This is a genomic window from Streptomyces caeni (genome assembly GCF_042678285.1).
Taxonomy (GTDB): domain Bacteria; phylum Actinomycetota; class Actinomycetes; order Streptomycetales; family Streptomycetaceae; genus Streptomyces; species Streptomyces caeni.
Genome location: NZ_JBHUDX010000062.1, coordinates 1 through 26689 on the forward strand (window position 1 = coordinate 1; position 26689 = coordinate 26689).

The following is a 26689-nucleotide window of genomic DNA, read 5'->3' on the forward strand; positions in this document are numbered from 1 at the left end:
GCCCGACGGCGGTCCGGTGCGGCTCGCGGGGGTGTCCGTGCCGATCGGCCCCGGTCCGCGCGTCGCCGACGCGCGGGCCGCCGCGGTCAAGGCGCCTCCCCCCGAGGCCGGCCTCGTGGCCTCCTGGTCCCGGCCCGGCACCGGCGTCAACGGCATGGCCGGGGCCGCCCCCGCCGTCGTGCCGCCGGCCACCGCACCCGAGAGCGCCGCCGGCTGGCGCCCATGGCGCTTCCGCATGTCGAACGACGTCTGGGGCACGCCGTCGGTCGCCGACGACCTCGTCTACGTCACATCCTTCGAGGTGCACGCCCTGGACGTGGCCACGGGCCGCCGCCGCTTCAAGACCCGGGACGTGGCCTGGTCGATGGCGGTCGCGGACGGCCGGGTCCACGCCTCCGACGGCCCCACCCTCTTCGCGCTGGACGCCCGCGAGGGCACGGACCTGTGGCGGGTGTCCACGGACGGCTGGGTGTACTCCCTCAAGGCCGACCGCGGCACGGTCATCACCGGGACGCGCGGTGGCGGCGTACAGGCGTGGGAGGCGTCGAACGGCCGGCGGCTGTGGGAGGTCGGCGGCGCGCAGACCGACTTCGAGACGCCGGAGGCCGGACCGGTGCTGCAGGACGGCACGGTGTACGTGTGGCGGGACGCGCGGCTGCGGGCCCTGGAGGCGCGCACCGGCGAGGAACGCTGGTCGTACCCGATCGGGGACACGGCGTCGTGCGGCGGCGTCCCCGTGCGCCTGACGCACGCACCCGACGGCTACGTGTACGTCTCGGCCGGCACCCGGGTCCTGGCCATCGAGGTGTCGAGCGGTCTGGTGCGCTGGCACTTCGAGGCGCCGGCGGTCTTCCTGTGCCCGCCGGCCTTCGCGCCCGGTCCCGCGGTCACGGGCGGCGGCATCTACCTGGCGGACTACCTGGGCACGGTGTACGCCCTCGACGCGACCGACGGCCGCGACCGCTGGCGCATCGCGACGGAGTCCCGGGCCTCCACCGAGCCGGTGCTGGTGGCCGCCGGGCACGTCCACGTCGGCAGCGGCAAGGGCCTCTACACCCTGGACGCGGTCACCGGCACCCCGAAGTGGCGCTTCCAGGCGGGCGGCGACATCGTGGGCTCCCCGGCGGTGGCGGAGGGCCGCATCCACTTCGGCTCCATGGACCACCTGCTGTACACGCTGAAGGCCGACGACGGCCGCCTGCGCTGGAAGCTGGCGACCGGCGGCGAGATCACCGGTGCGCCGGTGGTCAAGGACGGCGTGGTCTACGCATGCAGCAAGGACCGCTGCGTGTACGCCCTGGACGCGGAGAAGGGCACGGGGACGGCGCGGACCGCCTGAGCGGCACGGCCCTGGACGGCCGTCGTACGGACCTCACGGAAGGGGCTCCGGACGGCGGCCGCCTGCCATGACGCTACGCCCGGTACCCGCGATGTGCCACACGGTGGCGGCGGTCGCGCGGGAGACGGGGGCCGCGGCCCGGGGCTACCGCACCCGGAACCCCCCCGCCCGCCGCCCCGCGAACAGCTCCGCCTGCCGCTGCGCCGGCAGGTTCCCGAGCGCGATGAGCGACGGCGCCAGCGCGAAGGCCTCCGCCCGGGCCGCCTGCTGCGCCGCCCACAGGGCCCGCACGGTGCCCTGTACACCCTCGGGCGGGTAGGAGGCGATGACGGCGGCGCAGCGCACCGCCGCCTCCACCGCACCTCCCGGCCCGGTCAGTTCGGACACCAGGCCGATCTCGTACGCCCGCCGCGCGGAGACCCGCTCGGCGGTGCCCATCAGCGCCATCCGCGCCGCCTCCCCGTACGGCATCCGGTGCGCCATGTGGACGGACTCGTACGCGCTGACCATGCCGTACGTGGTGTGCGGGTCGAAGAAGGCCGCCGTCGTGTCCGCCACGACGAAATCGCTCTCGCCGAGCAGGTAGAACGCCCCGCCGCAGGCCATGCCGCGCACGGCGGCGATCACCGGCTTCCACAGGTCGTTCGTCTTCGGGCCGATCCGCAGCAGCGGATCGTCCACCATGTACGGGGAGTTCGGCTGCGGTACGTCCGCGTCGCGGTCGATGCCGGTGCAGAAGGCGCGCTCCCCCGCGCCGGTGAGCACCACGGCCCGCACAGAGTCGTCGAACCGCAACGCATGCCAGCAGTCCGCGAGTTGTCCGGCCAGCGGCAGATCGACGGCGTTCAGCCTCGCCGGCCGGTCCAACGTGACGACCGCGACACCGGTGTCCTGGTCGGCGGCGATCCGCAGCCCTCCGCTCACGGCCGCTCCAGCACCCACCGGGGCATCCCGTCCCCGTCGAAGACGACCTGGACCTTCGCACCGATGCGGATACGGTCGGGGGCAAGCGAGTTCAGGGGCGCGCCGGGGCCGCTGACGAGGTTCCCGACGAGCCGGATGCGGGGCGCCTCGGCCAGCTCCACCACGATCACGTTGTACGGCGCCTGCGCCGCGTACGCCGCGAGCAGCGGCGGATGCGGCACGACGTACGACCAGATCCTCCCCTTCCCGCTCGTGCGCCGCCACTCGCTCGCGAACGACTGGCAGTGCGGGCAGCAGGGGCGCGGCGGGAAGCGTGGCTCGCCGCAGTCTGCGCACGCCTGGACGCGCAGCTCGCCCCGGGCGGCGTACTCCCAGAAGGGCGCTCCGTCGTCGTCGTGGACGGGCGCGAGCAGGGGGTCGGACATGGCGGTGTCGGACATGGCTCGACTCCTTCAGTTCCTGAGCAGAAGGGCGGAGGTGGGGACCCCCTCGCCGGCGGTGACCAGACAGGTGGCGGCGCCCGGGACCTGGGCGGTACTGGTCCCCCGCAGCTGCTTGACACCCTCGGTGATGAGGTTGAAGCCGTGCACGTACGCCTCGGACAGCCCGCCGCCCCCGGTGTTGACGGGCAGCCGCCCGCCGATCTCCAGTGCGCCTCCCTCGGTGAACGCCCCGCCCTCCCCCCGGCCGCAGAAGCCGTACCCCTCCAGGGAGAGCGGTATGAGGGGCGTGAACGCGTCGTAGATCTGTGCCACGTCCACGTCGTCCGGGGTGATGTCGGCGTGCTTCCACAGGTGCCGGGCGGCCGTCCAGGCCGGGCCGGTCAGCGGGTCGTCGTTCCAGTAGTTGACCATGCCGTGGTGCTGGGACGGCAGCCCCTGGGCCGCGGAGTGGACGTAGACGGGGCGGTGCCGGCAGTCGCGGGCGCGCTCGGCGGACACCACCACGCACGCCAGCGCCCCGTCCGTCTCCAGGCAGTTGTCGAAAAGGCAGAGCGGTTCGCTGATCCACCGGGAGGTCATATACATGTCCCGGGTGAGGGGCCGGTCGTACATGATCGCGGCGGGGTTCTGGTTGGCCCGGTTGCGGCAGGCGAGGGCGACGTTGAACAGGTGGTCCCTGGTCGCCCCGTACTCGTGCATGTACCGCCGGGCGAGCATCCCGATCTCGTCGACCGGCCGCAGCAGCCCGAAGGGCCGGGTCCACTGGGCGGGGGTGGGCAGTTGGACGGCTGTGTTCCTCCACGGCCGCGGCCCGCTGCCGCGCTTGCGCGACCGCCAGGCGACGCCGACGGTCGCCTGCCCGGCGGCGACGGCGGCCGCGAGGTGCGCGACGGTGGCACAGGAGCCCCCGCCCCCGTAGCCGACCTTGCTGAAGAAGGTGAGGTCGCCCAGCCCGAGCGCCTTGGCCACCTCCACCTCGTCGGTCTCCTCCATGGTGTACGAGGCGAGCGCGTCGACCTCGCCCGGCGCGATGCCCGCGTCGTCGAGCGCGGCGAGGATCGCCCGGCACGCCAACGCCTTCTCGGACCCGTCGAGTCGCCGGGCGAAGGGGGTCTGCCCGATCCCGACGATGGCGGTGGCGTCCTTGAGCCCCCCTGCTGCCCTTGTCCCTGTCCCCGTCCCTGCCGTTGCCATGACGCACACCTCCGCACTGGAGCCCTGGCGGCTGACAGGGCGTCAGGCTACAGCTAATCTGACGGATAGTCAGGTAGCCAAGGTGGTCGGCTGATGGTCGGCTTGCCGTCGATGGCCATGTGCCGGGAGGTCGCTGTGCGCGGTGACGTCGAATGGGGCAGCATTCCGGGGCTGGTGCGCAGCGCGGCCCGTCGCCACGGCGACACCGAGGCCGTCGTCGAGGGCCGCACCCGCGTCTCCTACGCCGAACTGGGCGCCCGCGTCGAGCGCGCGGCAGCGGCCTGCATCGCGAACGGCGTCGGGGCCGGCGACCGGGTGGCGGTCTGGGCGCCCAACACCCTCGACTGGATCGTCTCGGCGCTGGGCGCGGTGTCGGCGGGCGCCGTCCTGGTCCCCCTCAACACGCGCTTCAAGGGCACGGAGGCGGCGTACGTACTCAACCGGAGCCGCGCGAAACTCCTCTTCGTCACAGGCACGTTCCTCGGAACGTCGTACGTCGCCTCGCTGCGGCGCGCGGCCGGGCAGGGCCCCGGGGACGGCCCCCTCCCGGGTCTTCCTCACCTGGACCAGGTGGTGGTCCTGTCCGACGACGCCCCGGCCGACTTCCGCACCTGGAAGGGCTTCCTGGCGAGCGGGGAGGGCGTCGGCGAGCCGGAGGTCCGGGCGCGCGCCGCGTCCCTCACCGGCGCCCTGCCGTCCGACATCATCTTCACCTCGGGTACGACGGGCCGCCCCAAGGGCGCGGTGATCACGCACGCGCAGACCCTGCGGGCGTACGCGATCTGGAGCGACCTCGCGGGCCTGCGCCGAGGCGACCGCTACCTGATCGTGAACCCCTTCTTCCACACGTTCGGCTACAAGGCGGGGGTCCTGGCGTGCCTGATGCGAGGCGCGACGATGATTCCGCAGCCGGTGTTCAACGTGGACACGGCGCTGGCGAACATAGCCTCGGAGCACATTTCCGTCCTTCCCGGCCCGCCGACCCTGCACCAGTCCCTCCTCGACCACCCGTCCCGGGACGCCCATGACCTGTCCACCCTGCGCCTGGTGGTGACGGGCGCGGCCGTGGTGCCGCTGCGGCTGGTGGAACGGCTGCGCGGAGAACTCGGCGTGGAAACCGTCCTGACGGCGTACGGCCTGTCGGAGGCCGGCGGCTTCGTGACGATGTGCCGTCGGGGCGACGACCCGTCGATGATCGCGTCGACATCGGGCCGCGCGATCCCCGGCACCGAGGTACGGGTGGTGGACTCGAAGGGAGCACCGCAGGCCCCCGGGGTCCCGGGGGAGGTGCTGGTCCGCGGCTTCAACGTCATGCGGGGCTACTTCGAGGACGAGGCGGCCACGGCGCAGACCCTGACCACCGACGGCTGGCTCCGCACGGGCGACGTGGGCGTCCTGGACGACTCCGGGAACCTCCGCATCACCGACCGCATCAAGGACATGTTCATCGTCGGCGGCTTCAACGCGTACCCGGCGGAGATCGAGCAACTCCTGGGCCTGCACCCGGACGTGGCCGACGTCGCGGTGGTCGGGACATCCGACGCACGGCTCGGGGAGGTCGGCAAGGCGTACGTGGTCCGCCGCCCGGGGGCGGTCCTGACGGCGGACGACCTGATCGCCTGGTCCCGCCGGGAGATGGCGAACTACAAGGTGCCGAGGACGGTGGAGTTCGTGCCGGAACTGCCGCGGAACGCGAGCGGGAAGGTGCTGAAGGGGGAACTGCGCCGGCGCACCGGCGGGGGTGGGAGCGAGGTATCGGCTGGGGGTTGAGCCGGGGGATCGGTGTCCGGGGGAGGTGCCGCAGGCTGCCGGGAAGGGGTGTCCGGGGGAGGTTGATAGGCGCCCGAGAAGGGCGCCGTCCGGGGGTGTGGCTGTTGTGGGCCGGTGGCCTTGAGTGACGGTTGGGCCGCCCGCTTCTTTGTCAGTGTCGTGCTTCCGCGGTCCGCGTCAAGGGCGCTGCGTTCCGCTGCGCTCCACTCCGCGTCGGCTTCGCCGATGGCCCTCCGGGCCACCCTTGACCCGGCCCGCTCCAGCGCGGGGGAGAAGCGAGCGGGCGGCCGGGGGAGGAGCGGGGGTCCTTCCGGTGTTGGCGGTGGGGTGGGCTGGCCGGTGCCCGGCGGCGGACGGCGCATCAGCGCCTCGCAGGCACGCCGGGCCGGTTCAGCGACATGCGGTGGGTGAGTGGTGCGCGGGCGCGCCTCGCCTGCACGCCGGGCCGGTTCAGCGCCGAGGAAGCGGAATAGTGCCACGAGGGGTGCCGCGGAGGCGCTGAAGGGGTGGCTGGGGCGATATCGACGGAGGGGCATGGCAACGGGGCCCGAGCTGCGGCGCGGGCCCCGTCGTGCAGTGAGTGGAGCGGCGTGCGGAGAGTTACGCGGACGCGCTGTTGTCAGGCGTAACCGTGATGTGCGTATTGGCGAACGCTGAGGCCGAGGTTCCGCCCACCGCGGCGACGGCGATGGCGACGGTAACGAGGATCTTCTTGGCGCTGGACAACCCAACTCCGCGCACATGGCGGCGAGTTCCGTGCAAAAGTGACGCTGGTGTCCAGGGGTCGAATATTCGAGACCATCGAGCGGTCCGGGCCATGAAATGGCGCGAAATCCGGTCTTGACGCACCTCGGCCGCGGCGGCTCCCCTCCGCGCCGCCGCGGCCGATCCCCGTGCGAGAAGGCTTAGTTCGTCTGCGTGAAGGGGTCCGACGTGGCGTGCATGTCCTTCGTCGTGATGGGTTCGTCGGTGGCGTGCATGTCCTGCGTGGTCACTTCACTGTCGGTGGACTCGGTGAGGTCAGCCACGGCTTCGCCATCCGTCGTGCCGGTGGCGTGCATGTCTTGCGGCTTGATGACCGACTCGTCGCTCATGTCCTGCTCCGCTTGGTGTGTTCGTTCAGTAGGTCGGCAGGGGCCCGCCCGGTCACTCCCCCGAGGGTGGCCGGACGGGCCCTTCTGGGCCGCTCACCCTAGTTCGTCAGCGAAAGGCCCTCTGCGGCGACCCGCCTCTCCCCCGCCGTGACGGATCGACTGAGTAGAGGATGGCGTGGGGCGATAAACGAATGATGAACGGCTCGGCAGCGGTCTCATGCTGCCTGTAGGGGACTTAGTAGCTCACGCACCGCGGTGGCCTCCGAGGCCCCCAACTCTTCGTATATACACAGAGCTTCGCGCCAGCACACCTGCGCGCGGTCTGTTTGCCCGATGCCGGTGAGCGCGTGGCCGAGGACCGTGAGGACGTTCCCGCGGCGCCACTCCCCACCGATACCCCGCAGCACGGTCAGGGCCATCTCGGCGTTGGCCGCGGCCTGAGCGGAGCGCCGTGCCGCGATGTCGACTTCCGCCAAGCGGAAGAGGGTCATGCCCTCCCACAGCCGCTGACGGCTCTCGCGGAAGACCTCCAGAGCCTCAAGGAGCCTTTCGGTCGCGGAGTCGAGCTGGCCGCTCTGGGTGAGAGCCATGCCCAGTGCGTAGCGGCCGTTCGCGCCGCGCATGGAGTTCCCCATAGCGTCGTAGATCGCGATGCCTTCCTGGGCCAGAGTGACAGCGCTTTGGGTCAACCCGGTCGCCAGGTGGATGCGGGAGAGGTTGCAGAGTGCGCTGGCCTCGCCAGGGCGGTCCCCGAGGGTGCGGAAGTGCTGGATCGCCTGAGAGAGGTGCTGCTCGCCGTCCGCATTGCGGTTCTGGTACAGCGCGATGATGCCTCGGGCGTTGCGGGCCCAGCAGACCGGCAAGAGGTCGGAGGCCGCACCGGCAAGTCGTATCACCTGCTCCGCTTCCTGGTCGGCCATCGTGAACCGGCCCCCGTCTACATGTGCATGGGCCAGCGTCATCAGCGCACGGGCCTCGACCTGCTCCACACCGACCTGCCGTGCGGCTTCCAGCAGTGCCTGCGCGGTGGCCTCGTACTCCTTGGAGTTGGCTCCCGACTCCGAAATGTCGAGTGCGGCCCACAGGAGATCGATGGCCCGCCGGAGAGCCTCCGGAGTGCCAGCGCACTGGCGGGTGAAGGCCAGCAGACAGTTCGCTTCCGTATAGAGCCAGTCCAGCGCGACCTTCCGGCCCGGGAACTTCATCCCCGGATACGTCGTTTCCGCAAGGTGGTCCACCAGCCGGTCCCCCGGCCGCTCGATCGCGTACACCCCCACCGCCGTCGCCAGATAGAAGTCCAGCAGCCGCGACATCGCCGCATCCCGCTCGCTCGGCGGGTGTTCGTCGCGTTCCGCGCAGGCGCGGGCGTAGAGCCGGACCAGGTCGTGGTAGCGGTAGCGGCCGGGGGCCGCGGACTCCAGGAGGGAGGTGTCCACCAAGGACTCCAGCAGGTCCTCCGTGTCCTCCACCGGCAGGTCGAGGAGCGCCGCGGCCGCGGTCAGGGAGATGTCGGGCCCGTCTGCCAGTCCCAGCAGGCGGAAGGCGCGCGCCTGCGCCGGCTCCAGTTGGCCGTAGCCCAGTTCGAAGGTGGCCTTCACGGCCAGGTCGCCCGCCTGGAGTTCGTCCAGGCGGCGGCGTTCGTCCGCCAGCTTCGCCGCCAGGACCGACACCGTCCAGGTGCGGCGGGCGGCCAGGCGGGAGGCCGCGATGCGGATCGCCAGCGGCAGGAAGCCGCACGCCGCCACCACGTCGAGGGCGGCCTCGCGTTCGGAGGCCACCCGTTCCCCGCCCACGATCTTCGTGAACAGCGCCAGCGCCTCGTCCGGGGACATCACGTCCAGGTCCACCAGGTGGGCGCCCGCCAGGTCCACCATCCGCACCCGGGAGGTGATCAGGGCGGCGCAGCCCTCCGTGCCCGGCAGCAGCGGGCGTACCTGGGCGGCGTCCTTGGCGTTGTCCAGCAGGACCAGGACCCGGCGGCCGTCCAGGACCGAGCGGTAGAGGGCGGCGCGTTCCTCCAGCGAGTCCGGGATCGCCGAGTCCGCGGTGCCCAGGGCGCGCAGGAACGCTCCGAGGACCGTCTCCGGCTCGGCGGCCCGGGCGCCCGCGCCCTGCAGGTCCACGTACAGCTGGCCGTCGGGGAAGGCGCCGCGGGCCTGGTGTGCGACGTGGACGGCGAGGGTGGTCTTGCCGACGCCCCCGATGCCGGCCAGCGCCGAGACCGCCATGACCCGGCCCTCGGCGGAGGCGAGGGCCTCGCTCAGCTCGGCGACGAAGGACGCCCGGCCGGTGAAGTCGGGGACGGTGGCGGGGAGCTGGGCGGGGCGGACGGGGGCCGAGGCGGGCTCGGGGGCCGGGGCCGAGGGCTCCGCCAGGCCCGGGTCCGCCCGCAGGATGCGCTGCTGGAGTTCTTTCAGCCCCTGGCGCGGGTCGACGCCGAGTTCGTCGGCCAGCAGGCGGCGCGTGTCCGCGTACACCGCCAGGGCCTCCGCCTGGCGGCCGGAGCGGTACAGGGCCAGCATCAGCAGTTCGCGCAGGCGTTCGCGCAGCGGGTGCGCCGCCGTCAGGGCGGTCAGTTCCGAGACCGCCTCCGCGTGGCAGCCCTGCTCCAGGTCCATGTCGAGGCGGGACTCCAGGAGTTGGAGGCGCCATTCCTCCAGGCGCGTGCGCTGGGTGTCCGCGTAGGGGCCCGGCACGCCGGCCAGCGGCTCGCCGTTCCACAGGGCCAGCGCGTCGTTCAGCGCCCGCCGGGCGTGGCGCAGGTTCCCGGAGTCCTTGGCCTTCTCCGCCTCGGCGGCCAGGTCCTGGGCCGCGGCGAAGTCCAGGGCGCGGGCGTCGTCCAGCCGCAGGGCGTATCCGCCCGACTCGCTGACCAGTACCCCGGGGGAGAGGACCTTGCGCAGCCGGGAGGCGTAGGTCCGCAGGGCCGCGAGCGCGCGTGGCGGCGGCTCGTCGCCCCACAGCGCGTCGATCAGCTCGGACGCCGTCGCCGTGCGTCCCTCGCGCAGCAGCAGGGCGGACAGCAGGGCGCGTTGCTGCGGTGAGCCGGTGGCCAGCAACTCCTCCCCGCGCCAGGCGCGCACCGGTCCGAGCAGGCCGAAGCGCAGCGTCGCCGATTCCTCGGGACCCCGCTGCTCCGGCACTCGCGGTACACCGTCCATCGCTGCCCCCTGGCACCCTGCCGAGACCTTCACAACCAAGAGGCCAGTTTGCCTTGTTCATGGCGGATACGTCAGCTGTGCGAGACGGCGATCACAGGCCGCCGTGCGGTGCGTCACAAGGTTCACACATGCTCTACCCGCCCCCTGCGGGCCCTGTGGAAGCCGAGGGCATCGCCTAGCCGAGCGGGCAGCCGAGCGGGTAGCCGACAGGGAGCTGACGGGTCGTCAGATCAGCGCTACCGTGACCCGCATGGAGACCTCACGGACCAACGCTGCCTTCCCCCGGATCATCTCCGTCGACGACCACACGGTGGAGCCCCCGAACGTCTGGCAGGACCGGCTCCCGAAGAAGTACCGGGACGTCGGCCCGCGCATCGTCCGCGCGCCGCTGAAGGAAATGACCTTCCTCGGCGGCAGGTTCGCTCCCGTCATGGGCGGACCGGGCGACGACGGCCCGCTCGGCGACTGGTGGGTGTACGAGGACCTGCACCGGCCCCTCACCCGCCTGGACACCGCCGTCGGGTACAGCAGGGACGAGATCAGGCTGGAGATCATCACCTACGAGCAGATGCGGCCCGGCTCGTACGACGTCCCCTCGCGCCTCGCCGACATGGACGTCAACCACGTGCAGTCCGCCCTCTGCTTCCCCACCTTCCCGCGCTTTTGCGGCCAGACGTTCACCGAGGCCGGGGACCGCGAGCTGGGTCTGCTCGGGGTGCGCGCCTACAACGACTGGATGGTGGAGGAGTGGTGCGGGCCCCAGGCGCACGGCCGGCTGATACCGCTCACCCTCATCCCGCTCTGGGACGCCGAGCTCGCCGCCGCCGAGGTGCGACGCAACGCCGAACGCGGTGTGCGCGCCGTCGCGTTCTCCGAGATACCGCCCCGGCTGGGGCTGCCGTCCGTGCACACCGACGCATGGGACCCGTTCCTCGCCGCCTGCGACGAGACCGGCACCGTGATCGCGATGCACATCGGCTCCAGCAGCACCATGCCCTCGACGTCCGCGGACGCCCCTCCGGCCGTGGGCTCCACCATCACCTTCGCCAACTGCTGCTTCTCGATGGTCGACTGGCTGATGAGCGGTAAGTTCGAACGCTTCCCGGACCTGAAGGTGATGTACGCCGAGGGCCAGATCGGATGGATCCCGTACATCCTGGAGCGCGCCGACGTCGTCTGGGAGGAGAACCGGGCCTGGGGCGGGGTCGCCGACAAGGTTCACCGCCCGCCGTCCGAGCTGTTCGCCGAGCACGTCTACGGCTGCTTCTTCGACGACGCCTTCGGCCTGCGCAACCTCGACGCCATCGGGGCCGGCAACGTGCTGTACGAGACCGACTACCCGCACTCCGACTCCACCTGGCCCAAGTCCAGGGAGGTCGGGGAGGCGCAGATGGGGCATCTGGACGCGGACGTCGTCGACCGGATCGTCCGGCGCAACGCCATCGAGCTGCTGGGGCTGACGGAGGACGGCCTGTGGGCCGGGCCGGCCGGGGGCGGTCCCCGGTGAGCGGGTTTCTGCGGTACGGGATGCAGCTGCCCGTCCAGTCCCAGAGCACGATGTACGCCGAGCCCTGGGAGGCGGCCGCGGGTGCCGAGGCACTGGTCGCGGTCGCCCGGGCCGCCGAGCGTGCCGGGTTCGACTACATCGCGAGCTGCGACCACGTGGCCGTCCCGCGGCGGCTCGCGCCCGCCATGGGCACGGTCTGGTACGACCCGGTCGCCACCCTCGCCCACCTCGCCGCCGTCACCGAGCGCGTGCGGCTGCTCAGCCATGTCGCGATCGTCGGGCTGCGGCATCCGCTGGTGACCGCCAAGCAGTACGCGACCCTCGACCACCTCTCCGGCGGACGGCTCGTCCTCGGTGTGGGGGCCGGGCACGTGCGGGAGGAGTTCGAGGTGCTCGGGGTGGACTTCGGGCGGCGGGGGGCGGTGCTCGACGAGGCGATCGACGCCCTGCGGGCGGCGCTGGGACCGGAGGAGTTCCCGGAACACCACGGGAAGGAGTACGACTTCGCGGGACTGGGGCAGCGGCCCCGGCCCGCCCAGCCCCGTGTGCCCGTGTGGGTCGGCGGGTCCTCGCCCGCCGCGGTGCGCCGGGCCGCGCTCAAGGGCGACGGCTGGCTGCCGCAGGGCGATCCGCGTGAGCGCCTGCCCGGGCAGATCGGCCGGCTGCGGCGGCTGCGGGACGAGGCGGGCATCGAGGAGCCCCTCACCGTCGGCGCGATCACCGAGCCGCTGTACGTCGGCGAGCCGGGCTGGGACGTCGGGCGGCGGACGCTCAGCGGTGCCCCGGAGGCGGTCGCCGCGTCGCTGCGCGCGTACGGCGCGATGGGCGTGCACCAGATCCAGGTGCGGTTCCGCAGCCGCGGCCGCACCGAACTCACGGACCAGATAGCAGCGTTCGGGGCCGAGGTCGCCCCCCACCTGGACTGAGGAGAGCCATGGGCAAGCTGGACGGGCGCGTCGTCATCGTCACCGGGGCGGCGCGCGGACAGGGCGAGCAGGAGGCACGGCTGTTCACGGCGGAGGGCGCCCGGGTCGTGGTCGCGGACGTGCTCGACGACCAGGGTGAGGCGCTGGCCAAGGAGCTGGGCCAGCCGTACGTCCACCTCGACGTGTCGCGGGAGGCCGACTGGACGGCCGCCGTGGCCGCCGCGAAGGAGGCGTACGGGCGTATCGACGGGCTGGTCAACAACGCGGGGATCCTGCGCTTCAACGCGCTCCTCGACACACCCCTGGAGGAGTTCATGAGCGTCGTCCAGGTCAACCAGGTCGGCTGCTTCCTCGGCATCAGGGCCGTGGCGCCCGAGATCGCCGCGGCCGGCGGCGGCACCATCGTGAACACCGCCTCGTACACCGCGATGACCGGGATGGCGGCGGTGGGCACGTACGCGGCGACCAAGCACGCCATTCTCGGGCTGACCAGGGTCGCCGCCCTCGAACTCGCACGGCAGCAGATCCGGGTGAACGCCATGTGCCCGGGAGCGGTGGACACGCCGATGTCCAACCCGTCCCGGCTGGATCCGGACGCGGACCCGGAGGAGACCTCCCGCGCCCTGGACGAGCTGTACCGCAGGCTGGTGCCGCTCGGCCGGGTCGGGCGGCCGGAGGAGGTGGCGAGGCTGGCGCTCTTCCTCACCTCCGACGACTCCTCCTACATCACCGGGCAGCCGTTCGTGATCGACGGCGGATGGCTGGCCGGCGTCTCCGTCATCTGACTTGGCGTCAGCTATTGACGCTCCAACCGGGCGGTGCCACAGTCGGCGGCAGCTGAATCTGACGATACGTCAGAAACTCGAAAACTCGTGGGGACGGTGAACCTCCTTGGAATTCGGGCTCTTTGTACAGGGATACGTGGGCAAGCGGGCCGAGACCGATCCGCTCGCGGAGCACAAGGCGCTGATGGAGGAGACCGAGTACGTCATCCAGGCGGACAAGTCCGGCTTCAAGTACGCCTGGGCCTCCGAGCACCACTTCCTGGAGGAGTACTCGCACCTCTCCGCCAACGACGTCTACCTCGGCTACCTCGCCCACGCGACGGAGCGCATCCACCTGGGATCCGGGATCTTCAACCCCCTCGCCCAGGTCAACCACCCGGTCAAGGTGGCCGAGAAGGTCGCCATGCTCGACCACCTCTCCGGCAACCGCTTCGAGTTCGGCAGCGGCCGAGGCGCCGGCAGCCACGAGATCCTCGGTTTCCTCCCCGGCATCACCGACATGAACCACACCAAGGAGATCTGGGAGGAGACCATCGCCGAGTTCCCCAAGATGTGGCTCCAGGACGAGTACCAGGGCTTCCAGGGCAAGCACTGGTCGCTCCCGCCGCGCAAGGTGCTGCCCAAGCCGTACGGGAAGTCGCACCCCGCGATGTGGTACGCCGCCGGGTCGCCGCCCTCGTACGCCATGGCCGCGAAGAAGGGCCTCGGGGTGCTCGGTTTCAGCGTGCAGAAGGTCTCCGACATGGAGTGGGTCCTGGAGCAGTACAAGACGGCGGTCGTCGACGCCGAACCCGTCGGGGACTTCGTCAACGACAACGTGATGGTGACGACCACCGCCGTCTGCGCGCCCACCCACGAGGAGGCGATCCGGATCGCGATGAACGGCGGACTGCACTACCTGCCGTCCCTCGTCTTCCGCTACCACGACACCTTCCCGCGCCCCGAGGGCTTCCCCGTCTGGCCCGAGACGCTCCCCGAGTACACCGAGGAGTTCCTCGAACTGCTCATCGAGGAGGAACTGCTCGTCTGCGGCGACCCGGACGAGGTGCTCACCCAGTGCAAGAGGTGGGAGCAGGCGGGGGCCGACCAGCTCAGCTTCGGCCTGCCGGTCGGGATCCCGAAGGAAGAGACCCTCCAGACGATCCGGCTGATCGGCGAGCACGTCATCCCGAAGATCGACACGGACCCGGTGCACCGCACGACCCGATTCCGCCAGAGCGCCTGAGCGCTCCGGGGGAAGTCCGGTGCATCACCCGCGGGTCCGATGGGGGTGTTCCCTGCCCGAACGTGGTTGAGAGCTCGGGGAGGCCGGTCGCGCCCGCGGGGCGGAGCCGCACACCGACCCCGCCCCGTGCCCCTTCGGGGCGCTGCCGGACGGCACCGGCCTTCGCTGACCCGCTGACCCGAGCCGGTCGCGAGCCGAGCCGATCGAGTCGGGTTCGTCGGGTCGGGACGGAGACAGGCGGACCGAGCCGGATTCGGCCGGGCGGGCCGGAGACCGGAGAACCGACAAGCGGCGCGCAGAGCGGCCGAAGGAGGAAGGCGTCATGCTCGACCACGTCATCAGGGGCGCGACCGTCGTGGACGGGACAGGCGCGCCCGCCCAAACCGCGGACGTGGGGATACGCCACGGCCGCATCGCGGCCGTCGGCCGGATCACGGAGGAGGCCGCGAGCAGCGAGGACGCCACCGGCCTCGTCCTCGCCCCCGGCTTCGTCGACCCGCACACCCACTACGACGCCCAGCTGTTCTGGGACCCGTACGCGACCCCGTCCCTGAACCACGGTGTCACCACGGTCGCGGCCGGCAACTGCGGCTTCACCCTCGCCCCGCTCAACCCGGCGCGGCCCGAGGACGCCGACTACACCCGCCGGATGATGGCCAGGGTGGAGGGCATGTCCCTGGTCGCCCTGGAGGAGGGCGCACCCTGGAACTGGCACACCTTCGGCGACTACCTGGACGCGCTGGAGGGGCGCATCGCCGTCAACGCGGGCTTCATGGTGGGGCACTGCGCGCTGCGGCGGTACGTGATGGGACCGGACGCGGTCGGCGGGCAGCCCACGCCGCAGCAGCTGGACGCCATGGTCCGGCTGCTGCACGAGGCCATGGACGCGGGCGCCTGGGGCCTGTCCACCACCCAGTCCTCCACGCACTCCGACGGCGACGGCGAGCCGGTCGCCTCCCGGCACGCGCGGCCGGAGGAACTGCTGGCGCTGTCGCGTGCCGTCGGCGAGCACGAGGGCACCCAGATCGAGGCCATCGTCGCGGGCTGCCTGGACCAGTTCAGCGACGCGGAGATCGACCTGTTCGTCGAGATGAGCGCGACGGCGGGACGCCCCCTGAACTGGAACGTCCTGACCATCGACGCGGCCGTCCCCGAGCGGGTGCCGCGCCAGCTGAGCGCGAGCGAGCGCGCGCGGAAGGCGGGAGGCCGGGTGGTGGCCCTGACCATGCCGATCCTCACGCCGATGAACATGTCGCTCGGCACGTTCTGCGCGCTCAACCTGATCCCCGGGTGGGGGCCGATCCTCAGCCTGCCCGTGCCGGAGCGGATCGGGAAGCTGCGCGATCCCGGCGTCCGCGCCGAGATGCTGCGGCGCGCCGACTCCAAGGAGGCGGGCGTCTTCCGGCGGCTGGCGAACTTCGGGCGGTACGTCATCGGGGACACCTACAGCCCGCGCAACGAGGGCCTCACCGGCCGGGTGGTGAAGGACATCGCGGCCGAACGCGGCCAGGACCCCTTCGCGTGCCTGGTCGAGATCTGCGCCGACGACGGGCTGCGCACGGTGCTGTGGCCCATGCCCACCGACAACGACCCCGGCTCCTGGGCGCTGCGGGCCGAGACCTGGCGGCACGAGGACGTCATGCTCGGCGGCTCGGACGCGGGCGCGCATCTGGACCGCATGTGCGGGGCCCCGTACACGACCCGCTTCCTCGGGGACTGCCTGCGGGGACGCGGGCTGGTGCCGCTGGAGCAGGCCGTGAGGATGCTGACGGACGATCCCGCCCGGCTGTTCGGGCTGCGCGGGCGCGGCCGGGTGCGGGAGGGGTTCCACGCGGACCTCGTCCTGTTCGACCCGGAGCGGATCGACGCCGGTCCGGCCACCTTGGTGCACGACCTGCCGGGGGACAGCCCGCGGCTGGACTCCCGGGCGATCGGCGTACGGGCGGTGTGGGTCAACGGCGTCGAGGCGATCCGGGACGACCTGGTCACCGGGGCGGTGCCCGGGAAGGTGCTGCGCTCCGGGCGGGACACCAGGACGGTGAGCACCACGTGAGCGACCGGCAGCGGCTGTTCGTCGGCGGCGCGTGGGTCGAGCCCGACGGCGGCCACTACGAGATCGTCGACCCGGCGAGCGAGGAGACCGTCGGGTGGGCGCCGGAGGCATCGCGGGAGCAGGTGCACGCGGCCTGCGCCGCCGCCCGCGAGGCCTTCGGGCCGTGGTCGCGGACGGCACCGGAGGAACGCGCCGCCGTCCTCGCCCGCGCGGCGGACGTGATGCGGCGCAACCTGGTGCCGTACGCCGACCTCGCCCGGGCGGAGAGCGGCGCCACCACCAAAACGGCGCGCGGGATGCAGGTCGGGGTCGCGGCCGCCCGGTTCAGCCGGTACGCGCGGGTGGAACCGGCCGAGGTGCCGCTGCCGCCGCAGATCAACGAGGCGGGACCGTTCGGCCCGGCCGCCGTCATGGGCGCGCTCGCGGTGCGCCAGCCGGTCGGCGTGGTCACCTGCATCACCTCGTACAACAACCCGTGGGCCAACCCGGCGGGCAAGGTCGCCCCCGCGCTGGCCATGGGCAACACGGTGGTCGTGAAACCGGCGCCGCAGGACCCGCTGTCGGTCTACCGCATGGCCGAGGCGCTCCAGGAGGCGGGGGCGCCGCCCGGTGTCGTGAACGTCGTGAGCGCATCCCTCCCCGAGGCCGGCGAGGCGGCCGTGGACAGCCCCGACGTCGACATGGTCAGCTTCACCGGCTCCACCGCCGTCGGGCAGCGCATCGCCGAGGTGTGCGGCCGGTCCATGAAGCGGCAGCTGATGGAACTGGGCGGCAAGGGCGCGGCGATCGTCTTCGACGACGCCGACCTGGACGCGGCGGTGGCCGGGATCGGGACCACGTTCTCCTTCTACAGCGGGCAGATCTGCACGGCGCCGACACGCGTGATCGCGCAGCGCGGCGTGTACGACCGCCTGGTGACCCGGCTCTCGGCCTACGCCCGCCGTCTGACGGTCGGGGATCCCCGCGAGCGGGCGACGGTGGTGGGCCCGGTGATCTCGGCGGCGCACCGCGACCGCGTGGAGTCGTACGTCGAACTGGGCCGCAAGGAGGGGGCACGGGTGGTCGCCGGGGGCGAACGCCCGCGGTTCGACCGTGGCTTCTACGTCGCCCCCACCCTCCTGGCCGACTGCACCGCCGACATGAGGGTGGTCCGCGAGGAGATCTTCGGCCCCGTCGTCGTGGTCGTCCCCTTCGACGAGGAGGACGAGGGGATCGCCCTCGCCAACGACAGCGACTACGGCCTGATCGACTACGTGTGGTCCGGCGACGTGGCCCGCGCCTTCCGGGTGGCTCGGCGGCTGCGGGCCGGGGGAGTGGGCGTGAACACCGTCGGCCGCAACATGGAGGCCCCCTTCGGCGGCTTCAAGAAGAGCGGCGTCGGCCGCGACGTCGGCTCCTACGCCCTGCACGCCTACAGCGAGCTGCAGGCGATCGTGTGGCCGGGGTGAGGGAGGCCGCCCTAGCCGTCCAGGTCCACCCGCACCGTCAGCAGCCCGGCGCCCAGCGCCCGCACCGCCGTGCTGTTGAGGCGGGGCAGGGTCTTCAGCCGGGCCAGGGGGTCGTCGTCCGGGAGCAGATGGGCCGTGCCCGTGTGCCACCGTCCCCGGATGCGGACCCGGACCCGCGGGTTCGCCAGGATGTTGCGGACGTACTGGGACCTCTCGCCGTATTCGGAGACGAGCCAGAACGAGTCGCCGACGCGGCGGCCGCCCACCGGTGTGGGCCGCGGCAGGCCCGAGACGCGGCCCGTCGTCTCCAGGAGGGTCTGGAGCGGCATCCGGCGCAGCAGCGGATTGCCGATCCGGCGCTGGAACGCCGAGACCACGCGGTACTTGAGGTCGGGGTTGCGTGTCATGGTCTCCCGTACTCCTCTGTGTCGGTTCCGGGCTGCCTGCAGGATCCCACCCGCCGGGGGACGCGCCACGGCGCGGCGCGGGGGAGGCGGCGCGGGTCCGTGCGGCGGGGCCGGCGGCCGGCCGGTGCGGCCGTCACGCGGGCCGGACGGGTGGGCGCGGGCGCACGAGCCCCGCACGGGCGGCCGCACCGGCCGCCTCACACGCGCCTCACACATCGCCTCACGCCCCGCCCAGGAAGATGGGGTTGGTGAACGCGGCCAGCGCCCCCGGCAGCGGGCCCACCGCCGTCTCGTGCCGCAGCTCGGCCCGGACGTACGCCGCGTAGGCCGGTGTCGTGTGCCACTCGGCGGTGCCTGCCCCGGACACCGGCAGCGGGTCGCTGGTGAACAGCACTCCCTGGTCGGTGACGAGGCGGATGGTGCAGCGGGGCGCCCCCTGCGCCCGAAGGCGGACCGTGACCGGGGTGTCGCGGTCCACCCGCAGCCGCTCGCCGATGCCCGCGTGTTCGCCGCGCCCGCCGGACGCAGTGAAGGCCAGGGAGACGTTCTTCGACTCGGCGACGTACGAACGGCCCGCGCGGATGCCCTCCTGGACGGCCTCACGGGTCAGGTCGTCGGCGAGGACCACGGTCTGCGGGGTGCCCACGGCGTCGGGGTCGCGGTGCGCGTCGCTGTTGCCCATCGCCGGCAGCCACCGGGCGCGCCCGTCGCGCACCGACGCCACCAGCGTGTTGTCCCACTCCGCCAGGGCCACCTCGTCGTCCGGCGTGTACGGGCCGTTCCACACCTCGACCGCGTCGGCGTCGTTGAAGCCGAACTTCCAGCCGTAGCCGACGCAGGTGGCGTGCGGATGGGCCGGCACGACCAGGCCGCCCGCCCGGTGGATGCGTCGGGCGAACCGGCCGAAGCGGTTGTCGCGGGCCCGGTAGCGCCAGTCGACGAACGTGCCGGGGTCGGTGCCCAGCGCCACCACGTGACCGTTCCGCGTGGTCACCTCCTCGCCCAGCATGATCAGCAGGTCGTCGCCCGCCTGGTCGGCCCAGTGCGGGTGCGAGGAGTGGGTGTTGTGCTCGGAGGTGTTGATGAAGTCGAGGCCGGCCGCCCGGGCCAGCGCCGCGATCTCGGCGGGCGTGCGGCGGCCGTCGGAGTACCAGGAGTGCAGATGGCAGTCGCCGCGGTACCAGGCGCGGCCCCGGCCCTTCGCCCGCGACGGCGGGTACACGGGAGCGGGGGTCTCGCCCGGGTCGCCGTAGGCGAGCGTGACGGTGACCTCGTAGGCCAGGCCCTGCGGCGCCACCGTGTACGGGCCCAGCGCGACGTACCAGGTGCCGGGGCCCACCGGGCCGGGGATGTAGCCGGGGGTCGCGTCGTCGGCGCGGACGAAGAACTCGGGGCGCGCGCCGCCCGACCAGCCGCGGAAGCCCTCGCCGCCCAGTTCGGTGCCGCGCTCGTCGAAGATGCCGATGTCGAGGGCGTTGCCCGGGGTGCCGGCCGGGACGGACGGCTTGTCGTAGGTGTAGGCGACCCTGATCTCCCGGACGCCTTCGGGGACCTCGACGGGGAGGTAGACGAAATCGGGCGAGCCGGGGGGCAGGGTGCCGCGCACGGTCCTCGTGTCCTGGCCGGCCCCGTCCGCCGCGAAGGCGCCGCTCGCAAAGCTCACGGTTCCCAACGTAAGCGCGGCGGCCGCTCCCGTCACGAACAGTGCGCGTCTGCCGATGCCGTGGTCGTCCTCGCACATGCTGCCGCTCCCAAGGTGTCGGATGACAGGGGTGGTGCAGGGGTGGTGCGTGGCACTCTGGTACTGAGCCGTGAACTGCCGCGCAAGGGAAGCCGATCGGCAGCCACGCGTCGGGGTAACGACGGGTTGCGGCTGCCGCACGGGGGCGCCCGTACAGGTCGGCCCTGTATGACCTGATCACTGCGAACGTATGCTCGGAGGATGACGACTTCCGCGACCTCCGGAACCGGCCCCACCGAGAACTCCCTGCGTCGAGCCCTCAAACGAGCCCGTGACGGCGTCGCCCTGGATGTCACCGAGGCCGCGGTGCTGCTGCAGGCCCGCGGCGCGGACCTGGAGGACCTCGCCGCGTCCGCGGTCCGGGTGCGGGACGCGGGTCTCGCGGCGGCCGGCCGCCCCGGTGTCATCACGTACTCGAAGAGCGTCTTCATCCCCCTCACCCGCCTGTGCCGTGACACGTGCCACTACTGCACCTTCGTGACGGTGCCGGGAAAGCTGCGCCGGGCCGGGCACGGGATGTTCATGTCCCCGGACGAGGTGCTGGACGTCGCCCGCAAGGGCGCCGCCCTCGGCTGCAAGGAGGCCCTGATCACCCTCGGCGACAAGCCGGAGGACCGCTGGCCCGAGGCGCGGGCGTGGCTGGACGCGCACGGGTACGACGACACGATCGCCTATGTGCGGGCCGTCTCGGTCCGGATCCTGGAGGAGACGGGCCTGCTGCCCCACCTCAATCCGGGGGTGATGTCGTGGACGGACTTCCAGCGCCTCAAGCCCGTCGCCCCCTCGATGGGCATGATGCTGGAGACCACGGCCACCCGGTTGTGGTCCGAGCCGGGCGGCCCGCACCACGGCTCCCCGGACAAGGAACCGGCGCTGCGGCTGCGTGTCCTGGAGGACGCCGGCCGCTCCTCGGTCCCGTTCACCAGCGGGCTGCTGATCGGCATCGGCGAGACGTACGAGGAGCGCGCGGAGTCCCTGTTCGCGCTGCGGAAGGTGGCGCGGGCCTACCACGGCATCCAGGAGCTGATCATCCAGAACTTCCGCGCCAAGCCGGACACGGCGATGCGCGGCACGCCGGACGCCGAACCGGACGACCTGGTGGCCACCGTGGCCGTGGCCCGGCACATCATGGGCCCGAGCGCCTGCCTCCAGGCGCCGCCGAACCTGGTCGACGACGCGTACGAGCGGCTCATCGCCGCCGGCATCGACGACTGGGGCGGCGTCTCGCCGCTGACCATCGACCATGTGAACCCCGAGCGCCCCTGGCCGCAGATCGAGCTGCTGCGCGAGCGCTCCGCGGCGGCGGGCTTCGAGCTGCGTGAACGGCTGTGTGTGTACCCGGAGTTCGTGCGGCGCGGCGAGCCGTGGCTGGATCCGCGGCTGCTGCCGCACGTGCGGGCGCTGGCTGACGGGGAGACGGGCCTGGCGCGCGAGGACGCGGTCGTTCAGGGGCACCCGTGGCAGGAGCCGGAGGAGGCGTTCCGGTCCTCGGGCCGCACGGACCTGCACCGCACGATCGACACCGAGGGCCGCACGGGCGACCGCCGGGACGACTTCGACGAGGTGTACGGCGACTGGGAGGCGCTCAGGGAGGCGGCGGCCCCGGGGATGGCGCCCGAGCGCATCGACACGGACGCCCGGGCGGCGCTGCGGACGGCCGCGGACGACCCGGCGCGGCTGACGGACGGGGAGGCGCTGGCGCTGCTGCACGCGGACGGGCCGGCGCTGGACGCGCTGTGCCGGGTGGCGGACGATGTGCGCAGGTCGGTGGTGGGTGACGACGTCACCTACATCGTCACCCGGAACATCAACTTCACGAACGTCTGCTACACGGGCTGCCGCTTCTGCGCGTTCGCGCAGCGCCGCACGGACGCCGACGCGTACACGCTCTCCCTGGAGCAGGTCGCCGACCGCGCCCGGCAGGCGTGGGAGGTGGGCGCGGTGGAGGTCTGCATGCAGGGCGGCATCCATCCGGACCTGCCCGGCACGGCGTACTTCGACATCGCCCGCGCGGTGAAGGAGCGCGTGCCCGGCATGCACGTCCACGCCTTCTCGCCGATGGAGGTCGTCAACGGCGCGACCCGCACCGGCCTGTCGGTCCGCGAGTGGCTGTCGGCGGCGAAGGAGGCCGGCCTCGACACGATCCCGGGCACCGCGGCCGAGATCCTGGACGACGAGGTCCGCTGGGTCCTGACGAAGGGCAAGCTGCCGACGGCGACATGGATCGAGGTGGTGACGACCGCGCACGAACTGGGCATCCGCTCGTCGTCGACGATGATGTACGGCCATGTGGACCAGCCCCGCCACTGGCTCGGCCACTTCCGCACGCTCTCCCGCATCCAGCAGGAGACGGGTGGTTTCACGGAGTTCGTGACGCTGCCGTTCGTCCACACCAACGCCCCGGTGTATCTGGCGGGCATCGCCCGCCCGGGGCCGACGACGCGCGACAACCGCGCGGTGACGGCGATGGCGCGGCTTCTGCTGCATCCGCACATCCCCAACATCCAGACGAGCTGGGTGAAGCTGGGCACGGAAGGCGCGGCGGAGATGCTCCGCTCCGGCGCCAACGACCTGGGCGGCACCCTCATGGAGGAGACCATCTCCCGTATGGCGGGTTCGTCGTACGGCTCGTACAAGTCGGTCAAGGAACTCGTCGCGGTGGCGGAGGCGGCCGGCCGTCCCGCCAGGCCCCGTACGACGCTGTACGGCGAGGTCCCCCAGGAGCGGCGGCGCGCGGCGGCGGCCTCGGACGGGCATCTGCCGGAGCTGCTGCCGGTGCTGGAGGACTAGGGGGTGTTTCGGAAGTCCCGCACAGCACCCACGGCGCCCGGCACGCTCCCCCAGGCTCTTCGAGCAGGGGGCACCTCCACTCGCCGCACCGGCCGAAACCCCGAGTACGTCCAGTACGAGGGCTTTCGTCCGGTACGCCGGGAGCACGCACCGGACATCGCGGGCACCGCGGGCACCGCGGGCACCGCACAGGACTTTCGAAACACCCCCTAGGGGCTGCCTGCACGCCGCTTCCACGCCACCGTGACGTGTCCCCCTCAACTCAGCGTCTCCGTTCGATTACAGTGCTGGACGGACGTGCGAACGGTGCCATGAGGAGGCATGGGTGGGTGCGACAGCCGGTGCCGTCTGGGGCCGGGCCGAGCAGCAGGACTTCCGCAGCAGGGTGCGCGGAACGCTGCTCGGTGTGGCCGTGGGCGATGCCCTCGGCGCACCCCTGGACGGGCTCGCACTGGCGGAGATCCGCGCGGCGCACGGTCACGAGGGGCTTGTCGGCCTCGGGTCCGGGTGCGGCCGGCGCGGCGCCATCACGCACCTGACCCAGCTCGCCCTGTTCTCCCTCGACGGGCTCGTCCGCGCGCAGGTCCGCCGCGACACCGGCGCCTGGCATCCGCCGACCGATGTGCACCGCGCGTATCTGCGCTGGGCGGCCACACAGCGGGACTGGGGGCCGGACGAACGCCGCCAGGACGACGGGTGGCTGGCCCGCGAGGAGTGGCTGTACGCCCGCCGGTCCCCGCCCCGCTCGTGCCTGCTGGGCCTCGGCGACGACACGATGGGCACGCTCGACGCGCCCAAGAACCCCGGCGAGCAGGGGCCGGAGGCCGCCGCGCGCTCCGCGCCGTTCGGGCTGCTGGTCGGATGGGAGCCGCAGCTGGTGCTGCAGCTCGCGGTCGAGTGCGCGGCGCAGACGCACGGGCACCCCACGGCGTATCTCGCGGCGGGCGCGTACGCGGTCGTGGTGCACGCGCTGGCGCGGGGCGAGAGCCTGGACGGGGCCGTGCAGCGGGCCCTGGCGCTGCTCGCGCCGAGGCCGGGGCAGCAGCCGGTCGCGGACGCGCTGCAGCGCGCGCTGGGCGCGGTGCGGCAGGGGATGCCCACGGCCGAGCGGATCGAGGAGCTGGCCGGGGACGGCACGGCGGAGGACGTGCTGGCCGTCGCGGTGTACTGCGCGCTGGTGGGCGAGGACGTCCGGCACGGGCTGCGCCTGGCCGTGAACCACGGCGGGCCGTCGGCGGCGGCGGGCGCGCTGACCGGCGGGCTGCTGGGTGCCCTGCACGGTGAGACGGCCCTCCCGCCGGCCTGGCTGGCCGAACTGGAGGGCCGTCCCACGATGCTGGTGCTGGCCGACGACTTCGCCATCGAGATGACGCAGGGCGCCGCGCTGCACGGGCCGAGCGGGTCCTCACCGGGGTGGCTGGCCAGGTATCCCCGGGCGTAGCGGCCGTATTCGCGGGCGTAGGGGCCGTGCCCGCGGGCACGGAGGCCGTCAGACCCCAAAGGGGCTGGAGCGGAGCGGGCCGGCCGGGCTACCGCATCAGTTCGCCGGCGTTCACGAGCAGGGACTGGCCCGTGACCGCCCGCGCCCGGTCGGAGGCCAGGAACACCGCGGCGTCCGCGACATCGCCGTCCGTGGCCGGGTCGGGCAGCGCCATCCGCTCGGTCAGCCGCCGTTTCACCTCCGCCTCCGGCACGCCCTCGCCGTGTGCGGTGAAGCGCACATACGCCTCGACGGGCGGCCCCCACATCCAGCCGGGCAGCACGGTGTTGACGCGGATCCGGTACCGGCCCAGTTCCCGTGCCAGCGAGTACATCGCGCTGGTCAGCGCCCCCTTCGACGCGGCGTAGGCCGCCTGCCGCACCTGCGAGGGCGCGGCCACCGACGACTGCGTGCCGATGAACACGACCGAGCCGCCGCACGTCTTCAGGGCCGGCAGGCACGCCCGCGTCATCCGCAGGCTGCCCAGCAGGTTCACATCGATGACCGACTGCCAGGTGGCGAAGTCGGCGTCCTCCAGTCCGCCGAAGTAGCTGTCCCAGGCCGCGACATGGACCACCGCGTCGATCCCCCCGAACCGGTCGACGGCGAGCGCTGCGAGCGCCTCGCACTGCGCCTCGTCGGTGATGTCCGTCGCCCGGTACGCCGTGTGGGCGCGGTCCGGGTCGAGTGCGGCGGCGGTCTTGGCGAGATGCGCCCGGGTGCGCGCCCCGAGCACCGCGTTGCCGCCGTCGCGCACGACGGCTGCGGCGACCCGGTGGCCGAGCCCCGCGCCGACCCCCGACACGACGACGGTCCTGCCCTGGAGCAGCGTCATCGGACACCTCCCCTTCCCCGTGGCCCGGCTCTGGCGCATTGCCTGACGGAGCGTCAGGTTATGGGTGACCGGCCGAGGACGGAAGGGGAACGGCATGGATACGGAAGGGAACGGCATGGATGAGGACACGCGCGGCGAGGTGTACGCGGAACCGGCCGCCGTGGGGCCCTACGGCGGCCGTCCGGGCCACGGCGGCAGTCGTACCGAGCACCGGCACGGCCTTCCCGGCCGCGACCGGAGCACCGGGCGGCGGACACGAGCCGCACCCCGGCCCGGGCTCGGCGCCCAGCGACGGAACGCCGCAGGCTCAGGGGCCGGGACGTCCCCAGGACATTCCGGAGGCGGCTTTCGTCCTCGGCCGGCGCATCATCGCCCGCGAGAGCCTCGACGCCTGCGTTCCCGCCGCACTCGGGCGGGCGTCCACCGGGAGACCGTGGCCCGTGTCACGGGCCCGGCCGGCCCTGCCTCAGCTCCCGTGCGTTCCGGTCCGGACAGCGGTGGAACCCGCCACCTCCTGCACCCGTTCTGCCATCGCCCGCACCGGCGGCTCCGGCGGCGGACAGGGGTTCGCGTCGACGTTCAGGCGTACCGGAGACGCCAGTTCGAAAGCGCCGTAAGGGGTCTGGCCGCGCAGCTCGTCCCGAACGGGGAGATCACCGGCGTGGGTCACCGGGAGAGCACCGTCTGGTCGAGGAAATCGAGGACGAGCGGGCTGGCGAGGTCGCGGCACTCCTCGAAGTAGGCGTGCCGGGCGCCCTCGATCAGCTCCAGCCGGGAGCCCGGGATGCGGGCTGCCAGCAGCGGTGCGTTGGCGACGGGATTGAGCAGGTCGTCGGTGCCGTGCAGCACCAGGGTCGGGGCGACGATGCCGGGCAGCGCGTCCCACGCGTCGTGCGCGTCGCTCGCGACCAGGTGGCCACGCCGGGCATGCGCCGGCATGCTCCGGTCGCCGAGCGTGTGGTGCGGGACCGGGTGCGTCGCGAGCCAGGCCGGGGTGTACATCAGCTCCAGCAGAGCCTGTCGCGCCTCGACCGGATTGGGCCGGCTCAGGGATCTGCGGACTTCGCCGCCGCGGTCGACGCTGTGCCGACCGCCGGCCGAGGTGCAGCCGAGCACCAGGGCCCGCACCCGCCGGGAGTGGCGGGCGGCCAGACACTGGGCGACGCGCCCGCCCATGGACGTGCCGTACACGTCCGCCCGGTCCACGGCCAGTGCGTCGAGGACCGCGACCACGTCGTTGGCGAATCGCTCGGTGGAGTAGGGCAGGTGGGGCTTGTCGCTCTCGCCCGTGCCCCGGTAGTCGATCGTGACCGTGCTCCGGGAGCCGGCGAAGTCGTCGCGGACCCCGTCCCACCAGTGATGGTTGTTCGCCTGGCCGGCGAGCAACACGAGCGGAGGGCCGTCACCGCGGACCTGGTAGGCGATGCGGACTCCGTCCGAGGCCGTGGCGTGCGGCACGATGGTTCCTTTCGGAGGTACATGGCGGGCGGCCGTCGCCCATCGGTTGGGCGGCCGTCCGGGGCGACGGTAGGCGACGTGCTCGCCTCACCACGCCCCGGCTGGCGCC

The 26689-nt window shown here is 72.8% G+C and carries 19 protein-coding genes; 10 read left to right on the forward strand and 9 right to left on the reverse strand.

All coding sequences use genetic code 11. From position 1 onward, the window contains the following. Window positions 1-1339, forward strand: a 1339-nt coding sequence (locus ACFSL4_RS22135) for an outer membrane protein assembly factor BamB family protein (protein ID WP_381085591.1), incomplete at its 5' end; no start/stop codon positions are given. Between the two features lie 144 nt (window positions 1340-1483). On the opposite strand, the gene ACFSL4_RS22140 is transcribed toward ACFSL4_RS22135, so the two are convergent. From ACFSL4_RS22140 to ACFSL4_RS22150, 3 genes are read right to left on the reverse strand one after another with little or no spacing between them, the layout of a single operon-like run. Further along, complete coding sequence (locus ACFSL4_RS22140; protein ID WP_381085594.1) at window positions 1484-2263, reverse strand: enoyl-CoA hydratase/isomerase family protein; 780 nt, start codon at window positions 2261-2263, stop codon at window positions 1484-1486. After that, window positions 2260-2676, reverse strand: coding sequence for a Zn-ribbon domain-containing OB-fold protein (locus ACFSL4_RS22145; RefSeq protein WP_381085753.1), 417 nt, complete (start codon window positions 2674-2676; stop codon window positions 2260-2262). Before ACFSL4_RS22145 ends, ACFSL4_RS22140 begins: the two co-directional genes overlap by 4 nt. Window positions 2677-2715: 39 nt before the next feature. Further along, the gene (locus tag ACFSL4_RS22150) at window positions 2716-3900 is read right to left on the reverse strand and encodes a lipid-transfer protein (protein ID WP_381085597.1); all 1185 of its coding nucleotides are present in this window, start codon (window positions 3898-3900) and stop codon (window positions 2716-2718) included. A gap of 93 nt (window positions 3901-3993) precedes the next feature. Between ACFSL4_RS22150 and ACFSL4_RS22155 the strand changes: the two genes are divergently transcribed. Next, window positions 3994-5670, forward strand: coding sequence for a FadD3 family acyl-CoA ligase (locus ACFSL4_RS22155; RefSeq protein WP_381085600.1), 1677 nt, complete (start codon window positions 3994-3996; stop codon window positions 5668-5670). Window positions 5671-6575: 905 nt separating this feature from the next. On the opposite strand, the gene ACFSL4_RS22160 is transcribed toward ACFSL4_RS22155, so the two are convergent. Beyond that, window positions 6576-6764, reverse strand: a complete 189-nt coding sequence (locus ACFSL4_RS22160; protein ID WP_381085603.1) for a hypothetical protein — start codon at window positions 6762-6764, stop codon at window positions 6576-6578. 215 nt (window positions 6765-6979) lie between these two features. Further along, on the reverse strand, window positions 6980-9925 hold the full coding sequence (gene afsR / locus ACFSL4_RS22165) for an SARP-family global regulator AfsR (protein WP_381085606.1): 2946 nt from the start codon (window positions 9923-9925) through the stop codon (window positions 6980-6982). Between the two features lie 250 nt (window positions 9926-10175). Here afsR and ACFSL4_RS22170 point away from each other — a divergent pair, with 250 nt between their 5' ends. The 6 genes from ACFSL4_RS22170 to ACFSL4_RS22195 all read left to right on the forward strand — a co-directional run bounded on the left by ACFSL4_RS22170 (window position 10176) and on the right by ACFSL4_RS22195 (window position 17869). Beyond that, complete coding sequence (locus ACFSL4_RS22170; protein ID WP_381085609.1) at window positions 10176-11432, forward strand: amidohydrolase family protein; 1257 nt, start codon at window positions 10176-10178, stop codon at window positions 11430-11432. A 20-nt stretch (window positions 11433-11452) separates the two neighbouring features. Then, window positions 11453-12358 carry a TIGR03619 family F420-dependent LLM class oxidoreductase gene (locus ACFSL4_RS22175; RefSeq protein ID WP_381085756.1) on the forward strand — a complete coding sequence of 302 codons (906 nt, stop codon included), beginning with the start codon at window positions 11453-11455 and terminating at the stop codon, window positions 12356-12358. Between the two features lie 8 nt (window positions 12359-12366). Then, window positions 12367-13143, forward strand: coding sequence for an SDR family NAD(P)-dependent oxidoreductase (locus tag ACFSL4_RS22180; RefSeq protein ID WP_381085612.1), 777 nt, complete (start codon window positions 12367-12369; stop codon window positions 13141-13143). Window positions 13144-13249: 106 nt separating this feature from the next. Continuing rightward, window positions 13250-14368, forward strand: coding sequence for an LLM class flavin-dependent oxidoreductase (locus ACFSL4_RS22185; RefSeq protein ID WP_381085615.1), 1119 nt, complete (start codon window positions 13250-13252; stop codon window positions 14366-14368). Between the two features lie 322 nt (window positions 14369-14690). Further along, a complete protein-coding gene (locus ACFSL4_RS22190) occupies window positions 14691-16421 on the forward strand; it encodes an N-acyl-D-amino-acid deacylase family protein (RefSeq protein ID WP_381085618.1) in 1731 nt (576 codons plus the stop codon). Further along, entirely contained in the window at window positions 16418-17869 is a 1452-nt protein-coding gene (locus ACFSL4_RS22195) for an aldehyde dehydrogenase family protein (RefSeq protein WP_381085621.1), read from the forward strand. The genes ACFSL4_RS22190 and ACFSL4_RS22195 overlap by 4 nt, the downstream gene beginning before the upstream one ends. 11 nt (window positions 17870-17880) lie before the next feature. Here ACFSL4_RS22195 and ACFSL4_RS22200 read toward each other — a convergent pair whose 3' ends face one another. Then, window positions 17881-18276, reverse strand: coding sequence for a nitroreductase/quinone reductase family protein (locus tag ACFSL4_RS22200; protein WP_381085624.1), 396 nt, complete (start codon window positions 18274-18276; stop codon window positions 17881-17883). Between the two features lie 220 nt (window positions 18277-18496). Continuing rightward, window positions 18497-20017, reverse strand: a complete 1521-nt coding sequence (locus tag ACFSL4_RS22205) for a CehA/McbA family metallohydrolase (protein ID WP_381085627.1) — start codon at window positions 20015-20017, stop codon at window positions 18497-18499. 201 nt (window positions 20018-20218) lie between these two features. Between ACFSL4_RS22205 and ACFSL4_RS22210 the strand changes: the two genes are divergently transcribed. Both ACFSL4_RS22210 and ACFSL4_RS22215 read left to right on the forward strand, forming a co-directional pair. Further along, window positions 20219-22807, forward strand: a complete 2589-nt coding sequence (locus ACFSL4_RS22210) for a bifunctional FO biosynthesis protein CofGH (protein ID WP_381085630.1) — start codon at window positions 20219-20221, stop codon at window positions 22805-22807. Window positions 22808-23132: 325 nt separating this feature from the next. After that, window positions 23133-24248 carry an ADP-ribosylglycohydrolase family protein gene (locus tag ACFSL4_RS22215; protein WP_381085633.1) on the forward strand — a complete coding sequence of 372 codons (1116 nt, stop codon included), beginning with the start codon at window positions 23133-23135 and terminating at the stop codon, window positions 24246-24248. 88 nt (window positions 24249-24336) lie between these two features. Here the strand turns inward: ACFSL4_RS22215 and ACFSL4_RS22220 are convergent, their stop codons facing one another. Then, entirely contained in the window at window positions 24337-25122 is a 786-nt protein-coding gene (locus tag ACFSL4_RS22220) for an SDR family oxidoreductase (protein WP_381085636.1), read from the reverse strand. Window positions 25123-25788: 666 nt separating this feature from the next. Then, on the reverse strand, window positions 25789-26580 hold the full coding sequence (locus tag ACFSL4_RS22225) for an alpha/beta fold hydrolase (protein ID WP_381085639.1): 792 nt from the start codon (window positions 26578-26580) through the stop codon (window positions 25789-25791). Window positions 26581-26689 lie beyond the last annotated feature (109 nt).